Origin of the sequence: Streptomyces sp. ADI95-16 (assembly GCF_003721495.1) — a bacterium.
In the GTDB taxonomy this organism is placed as follows: domain Bacteria; phylum Actinomycetota; class Actinomycetes; order Streptomycetales; family Streptomycetaceae; genus Streptomyces; species Streptomyces goshikiensis.
Genome location: NZ_CP033581.1, coordinates 4,475,609 through 4,499,138 on the forward strand (window position 1 = coordinate 4,475,609; position 23,530 = coordinate 4,499,138).

15 protein-coding genes are annotated in these 23,530 nt (G+C 69.1%); 9 read left to right on the top strand and 6 right to left on the bottom strand.

Annotated features, from left to right (window positions below; translation table 11 throughout):
• Positions 1 to 77 precede the first annotated feature (77 nt).
• The 4 genes from EES41_RS19855 to EES41_RS19870 all read right to left on the bottom strand — a co-directional run bounded on the left by EES41_RS19855 (position 78) and on the right by EES41_RS19870 (position 6,901).
• On the bottom strand, positions 78 to 1,883 hold the full coding sequence (locus EES41_RS19855) for a prolyl oligopeptidase family serine peptidase (RefSeq protein WP_123079724.1): 1,806 nt from the start codon (positions 1,881 to 1,883) through the stop codon (positions 78 to 80).
• Positions 1,884 to 1,997: 114 nt separating this feature from the next.
• The gene (locus EES41_RS19860) at positions 1,998 to 3,134 is read right to left on the bottom strand and encodes an acyltransferase (RefSeq protein WP_123079725.1); all 1,137 of its coding nucleotides are present in this window, start codon (positions 3,132 to 3,134) and stop codon (positions 1,998 to 2,000) included.
• On the bottom strand, positions 3,134 to 5,047 hold the full coding sequence (locus EES41_RS19865; RefSeq protein ID WP_254211508.1) for a PIG-L family deacetylase: 1,914 nt from the start codon (positions 5,045 to 5,047) through the stop codon (positions 3,134 to 3,136). The genes EES41_RS19860 and EES41_RS19865 overlap by 1 nt, the downstream gene beginning before the upstream one ends.
• Positions 5,048 to 5,212: 165 nt before the next feature.
• Positions 5,213 to 6,901 (bottom strand): stealth family protein, encoded by a 1,689-nt coding sequence (locus EES41_RS19870; RefSeq protein WP_174261828.1) that lies wholly within the window; start codon positions 6,899 to 6,901, stop codon positions 5,213 to 5,215.
• A gap of 557 nt (positions 6,902 to 7,458) precedes the next feature.
• Between EES41_RS19870 and EES41_RS42165 the strand changes: the two genes are divergently transcribed.
• The 5 genes from EES41_RS42165 (at position 7,459) to EES41_RS19895 (ending at position 14,048) form a co-directional block, all read left to right on the top strand.
• Positions 7,459 to 8,610, top strand: coding sequence for a hypothetical protein (locus EES41_RS42165; RefSeq protein WP_174261706.1), 1,152 nt, complete (start codon positions 7,459 to 7,461; stop codon positions 8,608 to 8,610).
• Between the two features lie 92 nt (positions 8,611 to 8,702).
• The gene (locus EES41_RS19880; protein ID WP_164495890.1) at positions 8,703 to 11,564 is read left to right on the top strand and encodes a stealth conserved region 3 domain-containing protein; all 2,862 of its coding nucleotides are present in this window, start codon (positions 8,703 to 8,705) and stop codon (positions 11,562 to 11,564) included.
• Between the two features lie 37 nt (positions 11,565 to 11,601).
• Positions 11,602 to 12,903: a cytosine deaminase gene (gene codA, locus EES41_RS19885; protein ID WP_284681855.1), complete on the top strand. Its 1,302-nt coding sequence runs from the start codon at positions 11,602 to 11,604 to the stop codon at positions 12,901 to 12,903.
• Positions 12,904 to 12,936: 33 nt separating this feature from the next.
• Complete coding sequence (locus EES41_RS19890) at positions 12,937 to 13,515, top strand: DUF5956 family protein (RefSeq protein WP_123079729.1); 579 nt, start codon at positions 12,937 to 12,939, stop codon at positions 13,513 to 13,515.
• A gap of 104 nt (positions 13,516 to 13,619) precedes the next feature.
• Positions 13,620 to 14,048: a hypothetical protein gene (locus EES41_RS19895; RefSeq protein WP_123079730.1), complete on the top strand. Its 429-nt coding sequence runs from the start codon at positions 13,620 to 13,622 to the stop codon at positions 14,046 to 14,048.
• 397 nt (positions 14,049 to 14,445) lie between these two features.
• On the opposite strand, the gene EES41_RS19900 is transcribed toward EES41_RS19895, so the two are convergent.
• Complete coding sequence (locus tag EES41_RS19900; RefSeq protein WP_123079731.1) at positions 14,446 to 15,126, bottom strand: hypothetical protein; 681 nt, start codon at positions 15,124 to 15,126, stop codon at positions 14,446 to 14,448.
• Positions 15,123 to 15,683: a hypothetical protein gene (locus tag EES41_RS19905; protein WP_123079732.1), complete on the bottom strand. Its 561-nt coding sequence runs from the start codon at positions 15,681 to 15,683 to the stop codon at positions 15,123 to 15,125. The genes EES41_RS19900 and EES41_RS19905 overlap by 4 nt, the downstream gene beginning before the upstream one ends.
• Positions 15,684 to 16,083: 400 nt before the next feature.
• Here EES41_RS19905 and EES41_RS19910 point away from each other — a divergent pair, with 400 nt between their 5' ends.
• From EES41_RS19910 to EES41_RS19925, 4 genes are all read left to right on the top strand, one after another.
• Entirely contained in the window at positions 16,084 to 17,559 is a 1,476-nt protein-coding gene (locus EES41_RS19910; RefSeq protein ID WP_123079733.1) for an ATP-binding protein, read from the top strand.
• 70 nt (positions 17,560 to 17,629) lie between these two features.
• Positions 17,630 to 20,401, top strand: coding sequence for a Z1 domain-containing protein (locus EES41_RS19915; protein WP_123079734.1), 2,772 nt, complete (start codon positions 17,630 to 17,632; stop codon positions 20,399 to 20,401).
• Positions 20,398 to 21,408 (top strand): PD-(D/E)XK motif protein, encoded by a 1,011-nt coding sequence (locus EES41_RS19920; protein WP_123079735.1) that lies wholly within the window; start codon positions 20,398 to 20,400, stop codon positions 21,406 to 21,408. The genes EES41_RS19915 and EES41_RS19920 overlap by 4 nt, the downstream gene beginning before the upstream one ends.
• Entirely contained in the window at positions 21,401 to 23,407 is a 2,007-nt protein-coding gene (locus tag EES41_RS19925) for an AIPR family protein (protein ID WP_123079736.1), read from the top strand. The genes EES41_RS19920 and EES41_RS19925 overlap by 8 nt, the downstream gene beginning before the upstream one ends.
• Positions 23,408 to 23,530: the final 123 nt, after the last annotated feature.

The following is a 23,530-nucleotide window of genomic DNA, read 5'->3' on the forward strand; positions in this document are numbered from 1 at the left end:
CCCACCACCGTACGGGGGGTGCACCGGATCAGAGCTGCCGGGGTTGGGCGGGACCGGCTCCGGGTCCCGACCGCGGCTCAGTTCGGAAGGTGCTTCAGCGCGAACTCCAGCTCCATCCGGACCTGCTTGATCCGCTCCTCCACGACGAGCGAGCCGTGCCCGGCGTCGTACCGGTACACCTCGTGCACCGCGCCGCGCGCCGCCAGCCGGTCGACGTAGTTCTCGATCTGCCGGATCGGGCAGCGCGGGTCGTTCACCCCGGCCGCGATGTGCACCGGTGCCCGCACCGCGTCCACGTACGTCAGCGGCGAGGACGCCTCGAAGCGCTCCGGGACCTCCTCCGGCGTGCCGCCGAAGAGGGTGCGGTCCAGGGACTTCAGCGCCTCCATCTCGTCCTCGTAGGCGCTCACGTAGTCCGCGACCGGTACGGCGGCCAGCCCGACCGCCCAGTCCCCCGGCTGCGTGCCGATGCCCAGCAGCGCCAGGTACCCGCCCCACGAGCCGCCCGACAGCACCAGCCGCGCCGGGTCCGCCAGGCCGGAGGCCACCGCCCACGCGCGGACCGCGCCGATGTCCTCCAGCTCGATCAGGCCGACCCGGTGCTTGAGGGCGTCGGTCCACTCGCGCCCGTAGCCCGTGGAGCCCCGGTAGTTGACCCGGACGACCGCGAAGCCGTGGTCGAGCCAGGCCGCCGGGGTCGCCGCGAAGGCGTCGCTGTCGTGCCAGGTGGGGCCGCCGTGGATCTCGAAGATGGTCGGGAAGGGGCCGTCACCGTGCCCCACCGGCCGCTGCGCCAGCGCGTGGATCCGCCCGCCCGGGCCCTCCACCCACACGTCCTCCACCGGCACCGAGGCCGGCGGCCGGAATCCCGGCGGGTCCAGGACGACCCCGCCCGCGGTGGACCGTACGGCGGCGGGCTCGGCCGCCGAGGACCACTGGTACTCCACCGTCCCGTCCGGCCGCGCGGTCGCCCCCGAGACCGTCCCCGGCGGCGTGTCCACCCGTACGAGTTCCCGCGCGGCCAGGTCGTAGCGCCACAGCTCGCTGCGCGCCTCGAAGCTGTGCGCGATCAGCAGGGCCGAGCCGTCCGGGTACCACTCGGCGCTGACGTCGCCCGGCAGGTCGATCGCCAGGTCCTCCTGGGTGCCGGCGGTCACGTCCCACACCATCGGCTCCCAGCGGCCGCGCCGCTGGTGGCCGATGAGCAGCCGGGTGTCCCCGGCGACCGGGGCGAAGCCCAGCACCTCCAGACCGAGCTCCCGCGTGCCGCCCTCGGAGTCGTCGAGCTCCGCGACCGTGGCGCCGTCGAGGGTGACCACGCGCAGCGCGGAGTGCATGGCGTCGCCGTGCTCGGTGTGCTCGATGGCGATCAGGGTCCCGTCCCGGGACAGGTCGCCGACGCCGGCCGACTCGCGGTGCCGGTAGATCACCACGGGCTCCGCGCCGCCCGGCCGCACCACGTGGACGGTCGATCCGTCCTCGTCGGTGCTGCATCCCACGACCGCCGTGCCGTCGCGCCCGATGGCCAGCCCGGCCGGGTACGAGGGCTCCAGGCCCGGGGTGGCCGGCTCGTCGGGGCCGCCCGCGAAGGGCTGGCGCACCCAGGTGCCGAACTCGTCGCCGTCGGTGTCGGAGAACCACCAGATCCACTCGCCGTCGGGGGAGAGGGTGCCGTCGGTGGTGCCGTTGGGGCGGTCGGTGGCCTGCCGCTGACCGCCGGTGGCGCGGTCCCAGGCGTAGAGCTCGAAGGTGCCGGTCGCGTTGGAGACGAAGAGCGCGCGGTCGGGGGCGTCCTCCGCCCAGTCGGGCAGCCCGACGCGCGGTGCGCGGAACCGCTTCTCCCAGTCGGGCCAGTCGGGGGTCACATCGCTGTCGCTGGTCATGGCCCCATTCTCGCGGCACGGCGCGGCGGGCGCGGCACCCTCCGCACGACGAAGGGGCGGGACGGTTTCCCGTCCCGCCCCTTCGTCGTGCGCGCTGCGCCGCGCCCGGGTGCCTCAGCTCCGGGTGGCGGTCGGACCGGCTCCGGTGAGCCACTTCTTCATGGCCTTGGCGCTCGGCCGCTCGATGAAGCGGTGCACCAGCCAGGAGGCGATCAGCATGACCGCGAGGATGCCGCCGAGCAGCGGCCAGGCCGCCACGTCGGTGTGCAGGCGGCGGATGATCTCCCAGCCCAGTTCCTCGTGCAGCAGGTACAGCGGGAAGGTGAGCGCTCCGGCGGTGGTGAGCCACTTGCGGTTGAAGAAGCGCAGGCGGCCGAGGGCCACGCCGAGCACGAGCAGGTAGAACACCGTGATCACGGCGAGGCAGATGCCCCACGACAGCTGGTGCTTGACCGAGCCCTCGGCCGTCTTCATCAGGTTGGGCAGCTGGTTCTGGGCGAGCAGCCAGGACAGTCCGAGCAGCAGCCACAGCTCGGGCTTGGTGCCGAACCGGTGCATCAGGAACATCACCACGCCCGCGACGAAGAAGGGGGCCGCGTCCGGCATCGCCATCAGCTGGATGAGGTCGATGCCGGAGTGGGGGGCGAGCACCGACATCAGCAGCCACACCGCGCAGAAGACGACCACCCGGCGGTAGGTGACGCCGAGGGCGGCGACGATGCCGAACAGCAGGTAGAAGCGCAGCTCGGTCCAGAGCGTCCAGTAGACGGGGTCTATGTCGCCCGCGCCCATCGGCTCCTGGAGCATCGTCAGGTTCGCGAGGATCTTGGAGGGGGTGTACCCCGTCTGTGCCATCCCGTGGGCCCACAGCATCACGCCCGCGGTGAGCAGTACGGCGAACCAGTACGCGGGGTAGAGCCGGATCACCCGGGAGATCGCGAAGTCCTTGACCGAGCGGCCCCAGCAGGACATGCAGATCACGAAGCCGCTGATCAGGAAGAACAGCTGCACGCCCAGCCAGCCGTACGAGGCGATCGGGTGCGCCGTCGGGAAGATCACGGCGGTGGACTTGCCCCACACCGGCGTCGACCAGTTGTCGAAGGCGACGAAGTGGAAGGCGACGACGATCAGCGCGGCGACCAGCCGCAGCCCGTCGAGCGTGTAGAGACGCCCGCGCCGGGCGGGGCCGGGAGCAGGGTGGGGGGCCCCTGCCTGAGCGGGTATGACAGCGGGGACGGCTGGTGTGGTCATCAGTGGCTTGTCTGTGGGATGGCGCTCGTCACGAGGGTCGCGTCGGGCGCCAGGCGGGCGAGGACGGGGCGGTTCGCGGAGTCGGTGGCCAGGGCGGCCTGACCGACGGCGGCGCCCTTGATACTGGTCCAGCGGGGGGTGGCGCCGGTATCGAGGGTAGCCAGACTGGTGCCGCCGTCGTTGTTGCGGGCCGCCATGAGCACTCCCTCGCGGAGCGGGAGGAGGGTGAGCGGCCCGTAGCCGCGGCCCGCGAGGTCGAGTTTGGCATCGGTCCACGCGCCGCCGTCCACCGGGCGGCGGTGGAGCTGCGGGCAGCCGGTCTTCGGCTGGCGGAACGCCAGGAGCAGCGAGCCGTCGGGGCGGGCCAGCACGGTCGGCGGGTCCGCGGGGGTGGGCAGGCCGGAGGGGACCGGGGACAGTTCCTGGCCGGGCTGGTCGTGCGTCCAGTGGTGGACGGTGTCGTGTCCGGCGGCCAGGACGTGGACGCGGCCCTTGGCGTCGGTGGTGACCGCCAGGCCTTCCTGCACCTCGGCGCCGCCGAGGTCGCGCCAGCCGCTCCAGGCGCCGTCGCCGCCGCGGCGGCGGGTGGAGACGCCCTTGGACCAGTTGCGCGCGAAGAGGTGGGTGGCGCCGTCGCCGGCGATGGCCACCACGGGGGCGCCCACGCGGCGGCCGCGCTCCGGGTCCTTCTCGGGGTTGCCGAGCGAGCTCCAGGCGCCGAACGGGCCGCCGGCCTTCTGCTGCTCGGCCGTGACGAGCTCGCGCAGGTTCTCGTCGGCCTTCGCGCCCAGACCGGCGACGCGCTGGGCGTACAGCTGCCAGCGGCCGTCCGCGGTGAGGACGGCGGCCAGTCCGGGCAGCAGTCCGTCGCCGCCGAGCAGTGCGGGCTTGCCCCACTTGCCGCTGCCGGGTGCGGACTCCTGCCACATGGCGGCCTGGCCGGCGAGCACACCGAACGCGGTGAGCCGGCCGCCGGGGGCCTGCTGGATCCGGGGCGCGGCGGTGGGCTGGCGCTGGGAGGTGCGCTGGAGCCAGCCGGGGCCGTACGAGCGGTCCTGGCCGACGTCGTAGTCGCCGCATCCGGCGACGAAGTCGCAGCGGTCCGGGGAGCCGCCGTAGGCGTTGAGGACGTCGGCCTTGGCGCGCTGGATCTGCGGCGGCAGATTGTGCGGCCAGCGCTCGTTGTAGTACCCGCGGTAGCTCATGACGGAGTACGAGCCACCGCCGCCGGGCCCCTGGTAGCGCTCCAGGGCGGCGTACGCGAACAGGGCCGCGGCGGTGTGGTCCGGGTGGTCGGAGTAGCCGGGCTGGTCGTGGTGCGGCCGGTTCTTCGAGTCGTGGATCTGCAGGTCGGGGTCGGGGTCCAGGGTGCGGACGAGCGTCGGCTTGTGCTCGTTCAGCAGCGCGGCGAGCGCGGCGATCAGGCTCTCGCGGGTCACCTCGTGCATGGACTGGGCCGGGGACCCGGTGGTGGCCAGGGTGCTGGTCGACATGGACGGGTCCGCCCACAGGGCGGGCAGGCTGTTGCCCGGGCGGTTGCCGCCCGCGTGCTGGCGGACGCCGACGAACACCAGCTGGATGCCGGGGTGCCCCACCAGCGTGTCGACCTCGATGACCGTGCCGTCGGGCAGGGGCTTGGCCTCCAGCTTCCACGGCGACTGGTCCTGGCCGGTCGCCATCAGCGCGTACGCCTGGCGCAGGCCCTGCCGACGGGCCCCCGCGTAGCCCGGGATGTCGGGCTTGGGGGGCTGCTTGTCACCGGGGACCTTGTTGACGCCCGAGCTCTCGCCGCAGTTGACGTAGACGCTGACCACCCGGTCGTTGTCGGCGATCGACTGCTGGAGCTCCGGGTTCATGAAGTACAGGTCGTCGTCCGGATGGGCCACGATCTGCATGATCCGAGCGCCGCTCATACCGTCCTTCCCCGCGGGTAGGGAAGCCCGGTCCTGGGGCGGAGCCTTCGGGGCGGGCTTCTTCTTGCCGTCTGAGTCGGTCGTGCAACCCGCCGCGGCAATGGCGACGAGACCGGCGACAACAGTGCGCCGGGTCGGACGTACGGTCACGGAGCTCTCTCGTGGTCACGCAGGCCGCTCGTACCGGCTCGGCACTGGAAAATAGGACTCCAGGAAGGGGTGCAGAAGCCGGGTGCTGCAGTCGAAATCCTCTTCCGTGGAGAGAGTGTCGTTCAGGCAGAACACGTCTCTGTCACGTGAGAGGAGCAAACGGTCCAATCGGTTGCCTGCGTTGGGCAGGGAGACGTCGATGTAGACGTATTCGAGATCTCCGGCCAGCGCCCGCCCGGTGTGGAACGCGTAGTAGTGGTACAGCGAGGAGGGGATCGCGATGTCCTCCGGGCTGCGGAAACGCTGCGCGGCGGTGGCCCGGTGCTGCTCCGCGAACTCGTCCTCGATCTCGCTGAGGACGGCGCGGTTCAGCGCGTGCGGGACGTGCCGCATCTTCTGCACCGGGGTGGTGCCGAAGCGCTCCTGGATCAGGGCCCGGTTGTTCTTGCCCGCGATGGAGACGGGCACGTCGTCGCTGGACGGCGGGCCGAGCGGCACCAGGGCGGGGGAGGGGAAGAACTGGGTCAGGCCGTTGGCCAGGAAGAAGTCGCCCGGCGCCATCTCACGGCCGAGGAACACGTCGTCGTTGAAGTAGAGGAAGTGCTCGGCGAGGCCGTCGATGTGGTGGAGCTGGCTCTCGATGGCGTGCGAGTTGAAGGTGGGCAGCGCGGCCGGGTCGGTGAAGATCTCGCGGTGGCTGACCACCTTGATCCCGGGCTGCTCGGTGTCCAGCCACTCGGGGGTCTGGTCGTCGGTGACCAGGTAGATCGTGCGGACCCAGGGCGCGTAGGTGGCCAGCGAACGCAGGGAGTAGCGCAGTTCGTCGTGGTTGGCGTAGCGCGCCGCGTTCGCGGCCTCGGCGTGGTAGTCGGCGCCGGTGAACTCGGACCGGCGGCGCAGCCACGCGGGGTCGGAGCCGTCCACCCAGGTGTAGACGACGTCGACGGGGAAGGGGATGTCGCCGGGGACCTTGGTGGTGAACTCCGCGCGGGTGCGCACCGTCATGGCGGTGCTGGTACGGGTGCCCCAGGGCGCCGTGAACGTGGTCGCCGGGACCTCCACGGAGGGGGCCTCGACCGGCACGGACTCGGTGATGAAGTTGCGGCGCGGGGCGACCAGACGGTCGTCCTCGCGGGCCCAGAACTCGATGTCGCAGCCGTTCTCGGGGCCCAGGACCACGCTCTGGCCCGGGTCGGTCCGGTACCAGAACAGGCGCAGGGTGCGGGCGCGCGAGAACCGGCGCCAGTTGGCGGGCTGGTAGGCGGGGACGATCCGCTTGCTCTCCGGGCCGCGCGGGCCGAAGTAGGCGGGCAGCGTCCGGCTCAGCTCCTGGAGGGCGGCCAGGGCGCGGGCGCGGTCGGAGTCGGCGACGGCCACGGTGGTGGCCTGGCGCTCCTGGTTGCGCACACAGAAGTAGTCGACACCCGCGGAGTCGAGGGCCGCGGTGACCGCGCCGAGGCCGGCGCGGCGGGTGGTCTCGGGCGACAGGCCGTCATCGACGAAGGCGATGCGCGGCCGTCCGCCCACGGTTATGACGAGGGCGCCGGAACCGGCGACGAGGGAGCGGCGCAGGGTGGCCAGGCTCGCGCCGCGCACCTTGCCCGGCATCTGGCCGACGCCGCCGGAGCCGATGGACTGCTTGATGCGGCGGCGGGTCTCGGGGGAGTAGCGGGCGGCGACCACGCGGCGCAGACGGGTCGGCATCACCTTGCGGTAGACACCGACGAGCGCGGAGCCCTCGGCGTTGGGCCGCCCGCTGCCTGCGGTGGGTGCCGGCGGCACCTGCGCGGCGGCCGGCTCCTGCTTCAGCGACGGTACGGTCACGATGTGCTGCGCCTCATCCCTGCTCCTCGATAACGGATCCGTCGCCTATCATGCCGGGCCAAAGGAAGCCCATGCACGGGGTGAGCGTCAAGAAAACCCCCTGCGAACGTCCCCGTCACAAACGTGCTCCGAGAGCAGTGCGCAGCGGGATTTCTCCCCATTCTAGGTGGTGGGTCCCGGGCCTCGGGAATGGATCGGGCCGCGGCGACGGGCGTGAGGGGCGCACGCGTGTGTGCATTGACACAGCAACGCGCCCCCCGCACCATGCGGCCAGCATGCCGACCCCGGGGATCCGGTTACTCTGCTTGGGTGCACTTCCAGATCACGCCTTCCGGGAACCCGCTGAGCCCGCAGAACCCGCGAACCGAGCTCGGCCACGTGCCGACGGCGGGCGGCCGGGGGGTCCGGCGGTGACCGCGCCCCGCCACGCACTGAGCGTGATCAAGAAATCCGCGGGCATCGCGCTGCGCCGCAGCCCGGCGATGAAGGTCGGCGCCTCGGTGCGCCGCCGCGCCGCCGCCGGCCTGGCCAGCGGGCGCAGCACCCTCGTCGACTCCGTCCTGATGCCCGCCGCACAGGGCTCCGCGGCGCGCGTCCAGTACGCCGCCGTGCTCGACGGCCACACCCTGAACCTGCGCGCCCTGCTCCCGGCGGGCGTCCCCGTCGCGGGCCCCGACGCCTCCGGCGCTGACGTCTCCGGCCCCGACGCCTCCGGCCCCGACGCCTCCGCTCCCGACGCCTCCGGCCCCGACGCCTCCGCTCCCGACGCCTCCGCTCCCGACGCCTCCGGCCCCGACGGCGACGCCCCCGCGCGGGCGCACGTCCTGTTCATCAGCGGCGGCACCCGAATACGAGCCGCGGCCCGGCTGCACCGCGAGCGCGACGGCCAGACGTCCGTCCAGGCGACCGTGCTGCTCGGCGAGGACATCGGCGGAGTACCGGTCACCCTCGGCCGCTGGACCCTGGGCCTGGAGCTCGACTCCGGCTCCCCGGCGCCCGTCCGCCTCCAGCTCATCGGCGACGGCGCGCCCGCCTACGGCGGCCCGACGCGCCCGCTGGACACCTGTGTCCGCACCGGCCGCCGCCACCGCCTCGGCCTCACCCCGGCCGGCCGGCTCCGGCTGACCATCGCACCGGCCGTGGCCCGGGCGGAGGTACTGCGCGTCAACCGCGCCTTCACCGGTACCAGCGTCCTGTTCGCCGTCTACGGCCCGGACACGGCCCGCGACGGCGCCACGCCGCCGATCGTGGAACTGGTCGAGCAGCAGCGCCGGACGGTGCTGCGCCACACCGCCGAACCGCTGCCCGCGGACGCGACCGCCTGGCGCGTGACCCTGCCGCTGGGCCGGCTGCTGGACACCTCCGCCCGCCAGACCTGGTCGCTGCGGGTCGTGCCCGGACCGCGCGGCGGCAAGCCGCTGGAGATCGGCCGCCACGGCCACGACCTGCGGTCCCCCCGCAAGGTGCTCACTCCGCCCAAGTTCACGGTCCGGGCGCAGGACGGCACGTTCGTCGAGGTCAAGCCGCAGTACACCCGCCGCGGCGCCCTCCAGCTCGTCTGTACGCCGAGGAAGTCCGGTACCCCCTGAGGGACCGGACGCGTCCCCCGCCACCGTCCAGCCGAACCGTCCAGCCGACCGAGGCCACCGCACCCGGACCGCCGCACCCATCGAAGGCCGCTGTGAAAATCACCTTTCTGCTGACTTCTGCCGACACGATCGGCGGGACCGAGATCGCCACCATGACGCTCGCCGAGCTGCTGTCCCAGCAGCACGAGGTGAGCATCCTCAGCGTCTTCCGGACGCAGAACGAGGCGTTCTTCACGAGCGAATCCGTCAGCGTCCGCAACCTCGTGGACAAGCGGGGCGCCCAGCGCCCGGTGGACGGCGACCCCGACCTGAACGCCGCGTACCGCCGCCTCGCGGCCACGCCCAGCGAGCTGGTGCGCCCCGAGTGGGAAGCCGCCTTCAACCGGCTCACCGACCTCGAACTCACCGAGGCGCTGCGCACCATCGACACGGACGTGCTGATCTCCACCACGCCGCCGCTGATGGCCTACATGGCGCAGCTGGCCCCGGACCACGTCCTCACCGTGCACCTGGACCACCGCGTCTCGGAGCTGCGCGGCACCTCCGGTGAGCCGCTGCGCCTGTTCACCTCGCACATCGACGGGCTGGTGTCGCTCACCGAGCGCACCCAGGACTGGTTCGCCGACACCCTCGGCGACTGCGCCCCCCGCCTCGCCACCATCGGCAACGCCCTCCCGGACGGCTTCCGTCCGCGCTCCACCCTGGAGACCCGGACCGTGGTCCTGGGCGCCCGGCTCGCGGCGGAGAAGCAGATCGAGGACGCCATCCGCGCCTTCGCCACCGTCGCCGCCGACCGGCCGCGCTGGAACCTGCGCATCCTCGGCGACGGTCCCCGGATGCGCGCCCTGAAGGGCATCGCCGGCCAGCACGGCGTCGCCGACCAGGTGCAGCTCGTGGGCAGCACCCCCAACATGTCCGAGGAGTGGGCGAAGGCGTCCGTCGCCGTACTCACCTCGCGCGTCGAGGCGTTCGGCCTGGTGATCGTCGAGGCGCAGGCCGCCGGCGTGCCCGTCATCGCCTACGACTGCCCCAACGGCCCCGCCGAGATCCTCACCGACGGCCACGACGGCCTGCTCGTTCCCCTCGGCGACGAAGGCGAGCTGGCCGCCGCCCTCGCCAAGCTGATGGACGACGACGAGCTGCGCCACCGGATGGGCGCCGCCGCGCAGAAGACCTCCGAGCGGTTCACCGACGGCAAGGTGGCCCAGCAGTGGAACCGGCTCCTGGACGAGCTGGCCGCGTACCGCGCCGACGGGAACCGTGACGCCGACAAGGCCCGTCGCCGGTTCCTCCAGGCCGCGGCCGACGCCCAGGGCGGGATCGTCGGCGCCGCCGTGCCGCTCGTCGTCGACCGTCCGCAGTCCTCCGTGGCCGCCAAGGCCCAGGAAGTGCGGATCGAGGCGGCCCGCTCGGACGTCAAGCGGGCCGGCGGGCAGATCTGCCTGGTCCGCGAGGACACCACGCCGTTCGAGGTGATGCGCGACAACCTCGACCTCGCGGTCGACGTACTGGAGTCGCTCGCGATCCCGTACGCGCTCACCGAGACCCCCCAGCTGCGCCACACCCTCGCCGTGGACGGCTCGCGCCGCGAGGCGTTCGTGAAGGACTTCGCCGAGCGCTACCGCGACGAGCCGGTGTACGTGGCCGTGCTCAACGAGCGCGGCGCCGTGCTGCGCACCGTCCTGGCGGCCGTGCTCACCCCGGCGATGCTCCCCGAGTCGTGCGGCACCGTACGCGTCTTCCGCCCGGTCCTCACCGGCCGCGGTCAGCTGCGCGTCAGCGGCGTCTACGGGTGCGACGTCGCGTTCTGGCGCGACACCGAGGACGACGAGAACACCGTGACCATCCCGGGCGGCACCCGCTACGGCGCGACCCTGCCGCGCGCGGTGCTGGCGGATGCCGCCAAGACCACTCTCGGCGGCCGGGAGTACGACACCCTCGACGCCTACACCAAGACGTTCGTGGACCAGGTCGACTTCCCCATCGACGTCGTCTACACCTGGGTCGACAACACCGACCCCGTCTGGCTGAAGCGCAACACCGAGGTGCAGGAGGAGCACGGCCGACTCGCGGCCGCGTCCGCCGGCAGCTCCGCCCGCTTCCGCAACCGCGACGAGCTCCGCTATTCGCTGCGCTCGCTGGACCTGCACGCCCCGTGGGTCCGCAACATCTACCTCGTCACCGACGACCAGACCCCCGACTGGCTCGACACCGACCACCCGCGCGTGCGCGTGGTCAGCCACCGCGAGGTCTTCGGAGACACGGGCAAGCTGCCCTCGTACAACTCGCACGCCATCGAGAGCCGGCTGCACCGCATCGAGGGCCTGTCCGAGCACGTCCTGTACTTCAACGACGACGTCTTCCTCGGCCGGCCCATGAAGGCCGAGTCCTTCTTCCTCGGCAGCGGCACCGCCAAGTGCTTCATGTCGCCCACCTCGGTCCCGGCCGGCGACCCCTCGCTGGACAGCGACCTGGTGTTCTCCGCCGCGAAGAACAACCGCGCCCTGATCGAGCGGGAGTTCGGCAAGACGGTCGCCAACACCTTCCTGCACACCCCGCACCCGCTGCGCCGCAGCACGCTGGAGGAGATCGAGAAGCGGTTCCCGGAGGAGGTCGCCCTCACGGCGTCGGCGCAGTTCCGCGCCCGCACCGACCTCGCGATCCCCTCGTCCCTGCACCACTGGTACGGGATCCTCACCGGGCGCAGCGTCCCCAGCGCGATCAGCTCGGCGTTCGTCAACGTCGGTCTGCGCGACCACCACGTACGGCTGCACCGGCTGCTGGCCGCGCGCTCGCACGACGTGTTCTGCATCAACGACTACCACGACGGGGACGTGCCGGAGGAGGAGCAGGCCGACGCCATCGCCGTCTTCCTGGCCAGCTACTTCCCGGTGGCCTCGCAGTACGAGAAGGGTTCGGTGCGCAACCGCCGCCACGGGAGCGCGTCCGGCTGACGCGCCCGCGCGTTCCCGCGGCCGTAGGGTGCCCCGTATGCGGATGATCGTCCGGGGCGCCCGGGTGCAGGGGACCGAAGGCCGGGTCGACGTGGAGGTCGGCGAGGACGGCCGGATCGCGCGGGTGGTGCCGTGCGACGACCAGAAGGAGCCGCCCGCCACCGGGGTGCTGATCGAGGCGCACGGCGGGCTGCTGTCGCCCCCGTTCGTCGAGCCGCACATCCACCTGGACACGGCCCTGACGGCCGGCGATCCGCGCCCGAACGCCTCCGGCACGCTCTGGGAGGGCATCGCCCGCTGGAGCGAGCGCAAGCGGACCCTGACCCGCGAGGACGTGGTCGCGCGGGCCACCGAGGTGCTGCGCTGGCAGGCGGCGCAGGGCGTGCTGCACGTCCGCACCCACTGCGACACCACGGACCCGTCGCTGACCGCGCTCGACGCGCTGGCGGAGGTCCGCGACCGGGTGCGGGACGTCATGACGCTGCAGATCGTCGCGTTCCCGCAGGAGGGCATCGTCTCCTTCCCCGACGGCGAGGCGCTGCTGCGCGAGGCCGTCCGGCGCGGCGCGGACGTCGTCGGGGCGATCCCGCACTTCGAGGACACCCGCGAGGACGGGGTCGCGTCCCTCGGGACCGCGTTCGCGCTGGCCGAGGAGTACGGGCTGCGCGTGGACGCCCACTGCGACGAGATCGACGACGACCAGTCCCGCTTCGTGGAGGTGCTGGCCACGCTCGCCCTGCGCTCGGGGCTGCGCGAGCGGGCCACCGCCTCGCACACGACGGCGATGGGTTCCTACGGCGGCGCGTACAGCTTCAAACTCCAGCGCCTGCTGGCCCGTTCGGGGATCAACCTGGTCTCCAACCCGTTCGCCAACCTCAACCTCCAGGGCCGCTTCGACGCGTACCCCAAGCGGCGCGGCCTCACCCAGGTCAAGGAGATGCTGGCGGCGGGCGTCAACGTGGCCTTCGGGCACGACGACGTGATGGACCCGTGGAACGCGCTCGGCACCGCGAACCCGCTCCAGACCGCCCTCGTCGGCCTGTACGCCGCCCAGCTCACCGGGGCGGACGAGATCCCGGTGGCCTTCTCGATGGTGACGGACCGCGCGGCGCGCGTGCTGGGCCTCGGCCCGTCCGAGTACGGCATCGCCGAGGGCGCCCCCGCCTCCTTCGTCCTGCTGCCGGCCGACACCCCCGCCGACGCGATCCGCCGCCAGGTCCGCCCGCGCTACGTCGTCTCGCGCGGCAGCGTCCTCGCCGAAACCCCGCCGGCCCCGACCCGGCTGAACTGGCCGGGGGAAACGACCCCGTCGGAGGTGGACTTCAGGTTCGGCGGCTGAGCACCGGCGCGGACCCGGGGGTAGCCTGCGGTCATGTCGAGGGACTCGCGTGACGCGACGGGCCCGTGGGACGCGACGGGCTCGTGGGATGTGACGGGCTCGTGGGACGAGGACGGGCCCCCGCACTCGCTCGCCCTGCGCCGGACCGGCCGCAGCGAGCAGGAGCCCGACCGGCTGCCGGAGGTCCGGGAGCTGGAGGCGCTCGGCTGGGAGCCCGCCCCGGAGGACCTGGCCTGGGTGTTCCTGCCCTACGTCTGGCCCCCGGCCGACCGCACCTGGATCCCGGACCGCTCCACCCACTGGGCCGTCGACACCCGCCTCGACGGCCACGGCCACGTCACCGGCGTGGAAGCCACCCCGCTCGCCGAGGCCGAGCTCCACGACCTCGACCGCGAGAACGAGGAGCTGCTGGACGCCCTCGGCCTGCCGCACCGCCCGCCCGGCCGCCTCTGGCTGCTCCGCCCGATCGGCCCCTACCCGGCCGTCGGGGCGGTCCTCGACCACCTGCGGGCTGTGGCGCGGGAACGCGGAGTCGAATTCCGGGCCTCGCCCGAGCTGCTGAGCCTGACCCGCGCCGAACTCGCGACCCTGACCGGCTCCGGACCCCCGTAGCCCTCCGGAATGCCGAGCGGGTGCCGCCGTGCCACGCTGATACGGGGGACAGCCCCGGTCACCCGCTCCACCGACCGGCGGCCCCGACACCCAAGGAGGCCGGCATGGCCACAGACGCCGCCCGATCCCGAGCGACCCACGCGCCTGTATCCGGTAGCACCACCTTCGCGGCAGCCCTGATGATCTTCGGTGGCGCGATGGCGATCTTCGAGGGCATCTCCGCCATCGCCAAGGACGACGTGTTCCTCGCGACCCGCCACTACGTCTTCGAGTTCAACCTGACGGGCTGGGGCTGGGTCCACCTCATCCTGGGCATCGTCCTCGTCCTCACCGGCTGCGCCGTCATCACGGGAGCCGTGTGGGCGCGCTACCTCGGCGTCTTCATCGCCAGCCTCGGCGCGATCGCCAACTTCCTGTGGATCCCGTACTACCCGCTCTGGGCGCTGGTACTGGTCGTCATCAACATCTTCATCGTCTGGGCCCTCTGCCACGGCATGCACCAAGAGATCGAACCCACCCACCGCCCCGCCTGACGGACACAGGACCGACGCCCCGCCCACCCCGGCGGGGCGTCGCCCCCTTGGCCGCACCGAAGGCCGCTCACTACTCCCGCCCTCCCGGACCTCTCCCCAACGAGCCCCGGAAACCACTCAGGGGCCTGATCCACTGAGTGGATCAGGCCCCTGACCTGGTCTTACGAAGTCGGGGTGGCGGGATTTGAACCCACGACCTCTTCGTCCCGAATGAGGTCCGGCCGGTCCTGCCACCTCGGACAAGGGCATTTGCGCAGGTCACGCTAGCAGTGTCGACAGCTACGGCGCGGTCTCGGCGGGTCTCGGGGGGTCAATCGGCTCCCCGCTGGCTCCCAGCAGCCGATGCAGGCCGACCCGTGATCGCTGGCCTGACCGCGGCAGCGCCCGACTGCCGGCTTCAGATCACCGTCGAAGGTGAATGCTTACTCAGATAGCTCTTGAAGGTCTTCCTGATCTCCGCCTGGACGTAGCCCGCCTGCGGCGAATTGGGCACCACATCCCGCTCGAAGCCCCTCTTCCGGGCGTCGAGGTACCGCACGATGCTCGACGATCCGGTGTTGGAGATGAAGAGCTCGTTCTGGGTGCGGATGTCAGCGCGCAGTCCCTCGAAGTTCCGCGCGAGCCCGATACCGAGGTTGGAGACGTAGTACTTGCACTCGACGATGAGCACGGACTGACTGCCTCGAGGTGCGATGCCCTGTGCACGGCTCAGGGCGGCTTCCTCAGCTGGCAGCACCAGGACGTCGCACTCGTGCAGGACACCCGAAGCACCCGTCACATAGACACCGAGATGGACTTCGAGGGCGGGTGCGCCGTCGAACTCGATCACGGCGTGGGTAAAGGGTTGGCTGGTGCCATACAGATGGCCAGGGCCCGTTCGGAACACGAGACTGCTGGCCTTGGCCCCGTAGACGTCTTCGTAGGTGACGGTGGCGCCATGCCGACTCGCCGTGGCGACGATTAGCGAGAAGATGAACCCCTCGTAGACGTCGTTCGGCTTGGATGCGGCGTCGTACGAGACCGTTCCCGCCGCCAGAAGGTTCTTGATCTCACCGATAAGGTGATTGACGGTGCTCAACTGCGCACCTCCCCGGTCACTTCATCCAGCAGACGACTGAGGTGTTCACGCCGCTCGATGGGGATCCGGTCTGCCCGGATCTCCGTCCGGCTGCGGCGAGACCGGGAGCTCTCGTCAGGTTCGAACGAGAGCTCCTCGGCGACACTGCGTCTGCCGGCGTCGCCCTCGGGCTCGGTCTGAAGCAACTTCAACGTCTCCAGTTCGATCTCAGGCAGCTCCACGAGCACCCGCCTCACAGCATCGAGGAGGAGCTGGACGCGCTCCTGATCTGTCATGGCACGCGTGGCAATGACCAGCGTCCCCCGCTTGCGTGATGCCTCGAACTCGACGAACCCAAGCATGCTTCGGTCCACGACCTCATATCGGGCCGCTGCCACGGCTGGGCTGGCGTCACGAGGGTCATCACCGCGGCGCTGAGCGCGCCGGCGAAGGATCTTTTCCTCCGGCACACCTGCTGCGATCGCGGCGTCGACATCGTCGAGCACCCAAGCCAAAGCAGTGCCTTGCAGGGCTTCGCGGAGCTCCTGCTCGGTATGGCGAAGTTCGAACTGGTTCATGTCCCCCCCTTGAAAGTGGCGGTCTGATGCATGCAGGTCATGTGAGTGTCCGGCCCCCACCGACAAGGTAGACGGGCGCTCGCAGACCGGCAGAGGGCGGGCTAGCCACATCAAGAATCCGCACGGCGTCTCGGACCATGGCCGTACGCGCCGACGTAGGTATTGCCGACAGGATGGCAGGCCGGATGGTGGAGGTGACGAAGATCAGCAAACACCAGGACCTTCGCCCCGTAGCTCCATTACCATCCACTCTGATGGGGGCTCGGTTCGGATCCTGCAGTAGAACTAGGCGTGGACATCCCGGGTACCGCGCATGTCCGCTTACTCGGTTCCGCTCGATCTCGGGGACGCCCGCGTCACTGATGGGCGTCCGGAACGGGGAGCAGGGCTGGTACTGGGCATGACCTACGACATTGCAGCCCCAGAACCGGCCGGCATGGTCGCCTCGCTCAGCTCCCTCGGCTATTCGCTACCCGCAGCGATAGCGGATCTCGTGGACAACAGCATCTCCGCAAAGGCGTCCAACATCGACGTCGAATTCACCTGGGCCGGGCGGGACTCCTGGATCGCTGTCGTCGACGACGGCGAGGGGATGAATGCGGCCCAGCTCGTGACTGCCATGACCGTGGCCGCGCGTGGACCCGCAGCACAACGCAGCGCAACGGACTTGGGTCGGTTCGGGGTCGGCCTCAAGTCTGCTTCGTTCTCCCAGGCCCGGCAACTCACCGTTGCCACCGCCACCTCCGGGGAGTGGCATGTACGCACCTGGGACCTCGACGTCATCGAGAAGTTCGGCGAGTGGAGGTTGCTGCACGGTGCGGACGAGGCGACCTCTGAGCTGCTCGACAGGATCCGCGGTACGGCTGCCCACGGCACGGTCGTGTTGTGGCGGAGGCTCAACGGCTACCGGGTCGACAGCGTGACTGAGGACGACGAGCGCATCCAGAAGCAGTTCTACGCCGAGGCTGTGCGAGCAGAGTCGCACCTCGGCATGGTGTTCGCTCGGTTCCTCACTGGCAGCCGACGACGCACCATTCGTGTGTCCGGCACGCCCGTCGAAGCCTGGGACCCCTTCCTATCCCGCCACCCATCTGTCCAGCCCCTTCCAGTCGAGGAACTCCCTCTGGGCACCGGTTCTGTGCGCGTGGAGGCGTTTGTTCTTCCCAGCGCGCAGAGGCTCTCCCAGGCTGAGTACGAGAAGGCTGCTGGCCCCCGCGGCTGGCTCGATCAGCAGGGGTTTTATGTGTACCGCCGGGACCGTCTGATCTTGGCTGGCGACTGGCTAGGGCAGCGTGGTGTACGCCGCGAGGAGAAGTACAACCTGGCGCGGATCTCTGTGGATATTCCCGCTGATACGGATGCTGAGTGGGGTGTGGATGTTCGAAAATCCAGCGTCGTACCCCCCGTTGGCCTGCGTCCTCATCTCCGCCGTATCGCCCTACAGGCCAGAAGGCGAGCTGCCGATGTGCTCCGCTACCGCGGCCAGATCGCCGCGCGCACCCATGGTGATCCGCTTCTGTATGCCTGGAACGTCCGTCGAACCGACGACCAAGTCACGTGCAGAATCAACCGTGGGCACCCCCTCGTGAAGGCTGCCCTGCGTCCCAGCGGTGCCAGTCCAGATGACATACGCGCCCTCGTCCGCCTGCTTGAAGAGACCGTTCCGGTCACCGCGCTCCGGGTGATGCACGAGACGGACACAAGTGACGACCCTGAACCCTTCGGTGGGCGCGGACCCGCCGACGCCGGGGCAATGGAGGTCGCTCAACGGATCTACGAGGCGTTGGTCTCCGATGGTCGGTCGCCGGCCGCGGCTCGCGAGAGGTTGCGGACCATGCCCCCCTTCGACCAACTGCAGGGCTTCTGGAGCAGATAGCCCCCGTTGTCAGTCGTAGGCCCTACCTTGCTCGAAGCCGTCTGCGCCCTGGCCCACTTGGAGGTCCCACATGAGTGTCGTACCCGATGAGCCCATGGCTCAGGCCACGCGCCTGGTTCTGGGGTTCCTGCCACAGGACCGTCAGCCGAAGCCAGAGGAGGTTCAGAATGCGGTCAACGCCATCTTCGGGTTGCTGGCCACACAGGGCCGATCTCTTGACCGGGACCAATTGGCCAAGGAGATCGAGGCCATGACTGCCGTCTTCCAGGAGCGGTCGTCGGGGCTCACGGACCCCAAGGGCCACGAGCCCTGGCTGCCCGAGGCCAAGAACGATCGGGCATGGGACTTCTGGGAACGCTACCGCCGCTACCTCGAAGACGTAGTGAAGCTACCGCCCTTGGTCGTCCGGAGACTGGACCAGAGCTCCGACGACGTGCTGAGCCAGCTGGAAGATCCGCGCCGTCCCGGTTCATGGAGTCGGAAGGGCCTCGTGATCGGACAAGTACAGTCGGGCAAGACGGGCCAGTACATCGGGCTGGCTGCGAAGGCGGCGGACGCCGGCTACCGGCTCATCGTGGTTCTCGCAGGTATCCACGACGATCTTCGCAGCCAGACTCAGCTACGGATCGACGAAGGTCTCCTAGGTTTCGACACCCAGCACTACAAGCGGTCCAATGAAGTCGGCAAGTCGCGCCTCATCGGCGCGGGACGTATGCCACTCGCGAAGAAGCTCGACATCGCGTCGCCGACTAACAGCACCGCAAAGGGGGACTTCGATCGTAAGACGGCTGCCCACACCAACTTCCCCCTTGGCAGCTTCCCTGTGGTGCTCGTCGTCAAGAAGCACTGGAAGCTCCTTGAGTACGTGCGCAACTGGGTGATTGACGTACACGGGACCGAGGACGAGAACGGCAGGAAGGTGGTGAAGGACCTTCCCTTGTTGGTGATCGACGATGAGGCCGACAATGCCTCGATCGACACGACCCGTGACGATGATGCGAACCCGACGAAAACGAACGCGGCGATCCGCGAACTCTTCAACACCTTCGACCAGGCCGCGTACGTCGGGTATACGGCCACCCCGTTCGCAAACATCTACATCAATCCGGAGGCGGACCACGATCTTGTCGGCGAGGACTTGTTTCCGGCAAGCTTCATCCGTAGCCTTCCGTCGCCCTCCAATTATCTCGGTCCCGAACGGGTCTTCGGACTCCGTGTCGATGACGACGACGAGGCGGACACCCCGCCACTGCCGCTCGTGCGCCATGTGAAGGACGCGGAGGTCTGGCTTCCCGCCAAGCACAAGTCCGGTGCCACCCCCGCTGACGACCTCCCGCAATCCCTGCGTGAGGCGATTTCCTCCTTCGTCCTTGCCTGTGCTGCCCGGAGAGCCCGAGGGCAGACGAAGGTACACAACTCGATGCTTGTGCATGTCACCCGTTTCACGGCAGTGCAGGACCTTGTAAGGGCCCAGGTCGACGACCACCTGCGCCTCCTCGTCGACGCGCTCCGGGACAGGTACGGCAGGGGACCTGCGCTCCGTGCAGAGCTTCGGGCACTCTGGGAGAAGGACTTCGTCCCCACGACAGGCCAGTTTCCAACCGACGAGGCTGTACCTCTCACATGGGAACAGGTTTCCGGCGAGCTCCTGGACGCCATCAGGAAGATCCAGGTCAAGGCCGTGAACGGCACATCCAAGGACGCGCTCGACTACTACGAGAGCCGCCGAAACGGCCTTTCGGTGATCGCTGTTGGAGGGCAGAAGCTCTCCCGGGGTCTCACCCTCGAAGGCCTGACGGTCAGCTATTACCTGCGATGGTCTAAGTCCTACGACGCGCTCCTCCAGATGGGCCGGTGGTTCGGGTACCGGCCCAAGCACGAGGACTTGTGCCGCCTATACACGACTCCCGCGCTCCAGGATGCCTACGTAGAGGTAACGGCTGCCACAGATGAACTACGCAGGGAAGTCGAAGAGATGGCCGCGCGTGGCCTCACCCCGACAGAGTTCGGGCTGAAGGTGCGGTCGTCGTCCCTGGGGCTGACAGTGACCGCACCCAACAAGATGCGCAAAGGGAAGAAGATTCTTCTCAGCTACTCCGGCGAAGGACCGGAGACCGTGATCTTCAAGCTTGCGGAGAGGGCTGTCACGCACAACTTCAAGCTCCTTGAGGGGCTCGTCCAACGACTTGATGACGCCGTCGAGCCTGTTGTGACGCCGCGAGGTGGCAACGTGTTGTGGAACGGGGTACCCCCTGAGCTGGTCTCCGAGTTCCTCTCTGACTACGAGACCGACTCCATGGCGCAGCGGGTCCGCCCCAGACTCATCTCGAAGTACATCGAGCAGTGCGCAAAAGTAGGTGAGCTGACCGATTGGACGGTGTGTCTGGTCGGTAGTACGACGTCGAAGTTCCCTCAGAACATCGCCAGCTACACCGTAGGCTCGGTGACCCGCAGTCCCCTCAAGGAGGACTTCGAGGCGGAGGGTAGGTACACAATTCGACGGGTCATCAGCCCTCCAGACGAATTGCTCGGCCTCGATGCCGGCCAAGAGGCAAGGGCGCGGGAGGCCGCCCGTAAGGCTGCGGAGAGCAGCGAGAAGCCGACTCCTCCCAAGAACCCGTCGGGCACGTACATCCGGCGGCAACGTCGGCCTCACCAGGCCCTTTTGTTGATCTACCCCATCAAGCCAGACGCCTCAGACAGCATCTCGTTGACGGCCCCGCTCGTGGGCTTCCAAGTGAGCTTCCCCCACTCCAGGTACCAGTCCAAGACCGAGTACGTCGCCAACTCTGTCTGGCTGCAGGAAGACATCTACGCGATCGGTGAGGAGGACGAGGCGTGACCGTAACGGAGGACGAGTGGCGCGAACTGGAGAGCCCTCAGGATGTCCCTGGACGGTCGAGCCTTCGCCTGCACCCGGATTCACCGCTTGACGTGTTCCTGTCCGTCTCCCATCCAGGCCGCCAGCGCATGCTGGTACTCAGGACCGATGCCCGCGCAGCAGATCACATAGTCCGCTCCGTTGGTCGGCTGCCAAGGGCAGCAGGCCTGGAGATGAACTTGCACGCGGTATCTCGGGTCGAGTACGAGCTACAGGTGGTCCTGACCGCAAACGAACTCCGTGAGGTGTTCAATCCGCTCGTGACGGATGTCGCTGACACGGTCAGAGAGGCGCCCGCGGCTGCTGCCGCACTCACTGCGGCCGTGGAGAGGTTCGAGCGGTGGCAGGACCTCCTGCGTGCTGTGGGCAGGGACGGGCTCGGCCCCGAGGCCCGGCGGGGACTTGTTGGCGAGCTCCTTGTACTGCGAGATCACATCTTGCCTCTTGTCTCCCCAGCCGAGGCTGTCGAAGCATGGACAGGTCCGGACGGAGCCAATCAGGACTTCCAGCTGCCCCAGGTGGCTGTCGAGGCGAAGGCGAGTACGGCCAAGCGCCCCCGCAGTATCCGTATCGCCAGCGAGCGACAGTTGGACGGCACCGGTACGCCCTCACTGCTCTTGGCCTTGGCGTTACTCGACGAGCGGCGAGGCGGTTCAGGCGAGAGCCTGAACTGGTTGGTGGATCAAGTGCGTGAGCGGCTAAGCAGCACTGCCGTGCGCGCCCGATTCGACGGCCGCCTCATGCAGGCCGGCTACCTTCCCGGACAGCAGGACCTATACGACGAGCCTAGGTACACCCTCCGAGACTTGCGCTTCTGGCACGTGCGGGAAGATTTCCCGAGAATCGTCGAGGCAGATCTTCCCGAAGGCGTGGGTGACTGTACGTACCACGTCAACACCTCGGGGCTTGATCAGCACCGTGCCACGGCCACCGAAGTATCTGAACTGATCGGGGGATCCCGTGCCTGAACTCGTCCTCTCCGAGTACTCCCGTGACCTCATCGCGGACGTCCAGGCGACCGCCGATGCCGAGGGGACCAACCCCGCGGAGGCGTTCACCCGCCGCGTGTTCGAGGACTTGGAGCAGGCCGGGATTGCCTCCAACACGTTCTTTGCGTACCACTCAGCGCGCGGGCATCTGGTGCACGGGTACGGCATCGGGGAGTCTGGCGAGTGCCTCGACCTCTTTGTCACGGACTTCCACCTGGATCCGTCCGGGGCCAAGCTCACAAAGGGGCAGGTCGAAGCTGGCTTCAAGCGGCTCCTAACGTTTGTCCGCCGGTGCCGGGACGGGCTGCGTCAGCACATCGACGAGGCCTTCGACGTCTACGACATGTGCGCGGCGGTGGAGAAGGCCCTCACCGAGGTCCGGAGGATCCGGGTCTTCTTGCTCAGCAACCGTGTCTGCACTGGCACCACGGTCCCGCCCACTGACTTCGACGGGCTCCCCGTGGCATACGAGGTGTGGGATCTTGCACGACTCCACCGCCATGCAACGTCTGGCAGCATCAGTGAGCCGATCGTGGTCTCGTTTGACCCCCCGCTGCCCTGCGTCTCGGCTCCGAGTAGCGAGCCGGATCATTCAGTGACCATGGCCGTGATCCCCGGCCAACGGCTGGCCGAGTTGTATGGGGAGTACGGCACCCGCCTCCTTGAGTTGAACGTCCGTTCGTTTCTGCAGGCGCGGGGATCGGTGAACCGTGGGATTAGGGAGACCCTGCTGAATGCGCCTGGCCGGTTCCTGGCGTACAACAACGGCATCACGGCGACGGCGTCGCAGGTCGACTTCGTGCGTGGCCCGGACGGGGCACCGACGGGGATATCGCAGGTACACGGACTCCAGGTGGTTAATGGTGGCCAGACAACGGCCTCCCTGCACTATGCGTCGAGCCGAGACAAGGCGGACCTGTCACACGTGACCGTGCAGATGAAACTGACGCAGGTGTCGCCGGAACGGCTCGCGGAGATCGTCCCGATGATCTCCGAGTACTCCAACACACAGAATCGTGTGACGTTGGTCGACTTCAGTTCGAACCACGAGTATCACGTGACCGTCCAGCGGATCACCCGTTCCCTGTGGGCTCCGGCGACGGACGGGAGCGGCCAGGAGACGCACTGGTTCTACGAGCGGGCGCGTGGACAGTACACCGACGAGGTGGCCAAGGCGCGTACGCCCGCGCGGCAGCGAACCTTCAAGAAACTGAACCCGCCGAAGAACAAGTTCACCAAGGCAGACCTTGCAAAGTACGTCAACTCCTGGAACTGGCTGCCGTTTCAGGTAAGCCAGGGATCGCAGAAGAACTTCGCCGCGTTCATGGTCCGAGTGGACGAAGCGCCCCCTCGTGTCGACGTCCAGTACTGCCAACGTGTGATCGCGATGGCTGTTCTGTTCAAGGCCGTCGACCGCATCGCGGCGACCCATCAAGCGGGCAGCTACAAGAGCATGATCACGTCCTACACCATGGCACGCCTGTCCCTCGGGACGAGCCAGCGCATCGACCTTGACTCGATCTGGCGCGAACAACAGATCTCATCGGCGCTTGAGGCAGCGATCGATGACCTGTGCCCCCGAGTCATGAACATCCTGATGGACCCGCTTGAAGGTAATCACGCAGGCGAGTGGGCCAAGAAGGCTGCATGCTGGGACGCAGTCTCCCGAGTGCCCTGGGTAGTTCCCTACGACTTGGCGCAGGAACTGCGAGAGCACCCGCTGAACGAGGGTGCGCTGGCCGGCGGTAGCGAGTCCTCTGCGGGAGCGAGCGAGGAGGTGGCCAGCATTCCCGCCGACGAGTGGTACGCGATTGAGCAGTGGGCCAAGGAAACGCACACCCTCGAACCGTGGCAGCGTCAGCTCGCTCAGTACGTCGGTAGGCGCCTCGAACTCGACCAAGAGGTACCCGCGGTGCAAGCTTCGCAGGCACTGCACGTCCGCAACGAGGCACTCATCTTGGGATTCAGCATGCCGTAGAGGCCGGCCTGGCTGCCCGCTACGTCCCCATGCGCGGCCATCCGTTCATGCCACCCTCGTTTGTCGTCCCGGTGACTAAGGGTTGAACTGGCCACCGGGAAGCGAATCCGAACTGCCTCACGC

Coding starts and splice junctions, on each gene's coding strand:
- EES41_RS19870 (WP_174261828.1), bottom strand. CDS start 6,901: ATGCCGACCCGTCTGCGCCGCGTGGTCGCCGCCCGCTACTCCCCCGAG.
- EES41_RS19895 (WP_123079730.1), top strand. CDS start 13,620: ATGGCCACAGACGCCGCCCGATCCCGAGCGACCCACGCGCCTGTATCC.
- EES41_RS19915 (WP_123079734.1), top strand. CDS start 17,630: ATGAGTGTCGTACCCGATGAGCCCATGGCTCAGGCCACGCGCCTGGTT.
- codA (WP_284681855.1), top strand. CDS start 11,602: ATGCGGATGATCGTCCGGGGCGCCCGGGTGCAGGGGACCGAAGGCCGG.
- EES41_RS19890 (WP_123079729.1), top strand. CDS start 12,937: ATGTCGAGGGACTCGCGTGACGCGACGGGCCCGTGGGACGCGACGGGC.
- EES41_RS19865 (WP_254211508.1), bottom strand. CDS start 5,047: ATGAGCGGCGCTCGGATCATGCAGATCGTGGCCCATCCGGACGACGAC.
- EES41_RS19860 (WP_123079725.1), bottom strand. CDS start 3,134: ATGACCACACCAGCCGTCCCCGCTGTCATACCCGCTCAGGCAGGGGCC.
- EES41_RS19855 (WP_123079724.1), bottom strand. CDS start 1,883: ATGACCAGCGACAGCGATGTGACCCCCGACTGGCCCGACTGGGAGAAG.
- EES41_RS19910 (WP_123079733.1), top strand. CDS start 16,084: ATGACCTACGACATTGCAGCCCCAGAACCGGCCGGCATGGTCGCCTCG.
- EES41_RS19905 (WP_123079732.1), bottom strand. CDS start 15,683: ATGAACCAGTTCGAACTTCGCCATACCGAGCAGGAGCTCCGCGAAGCC.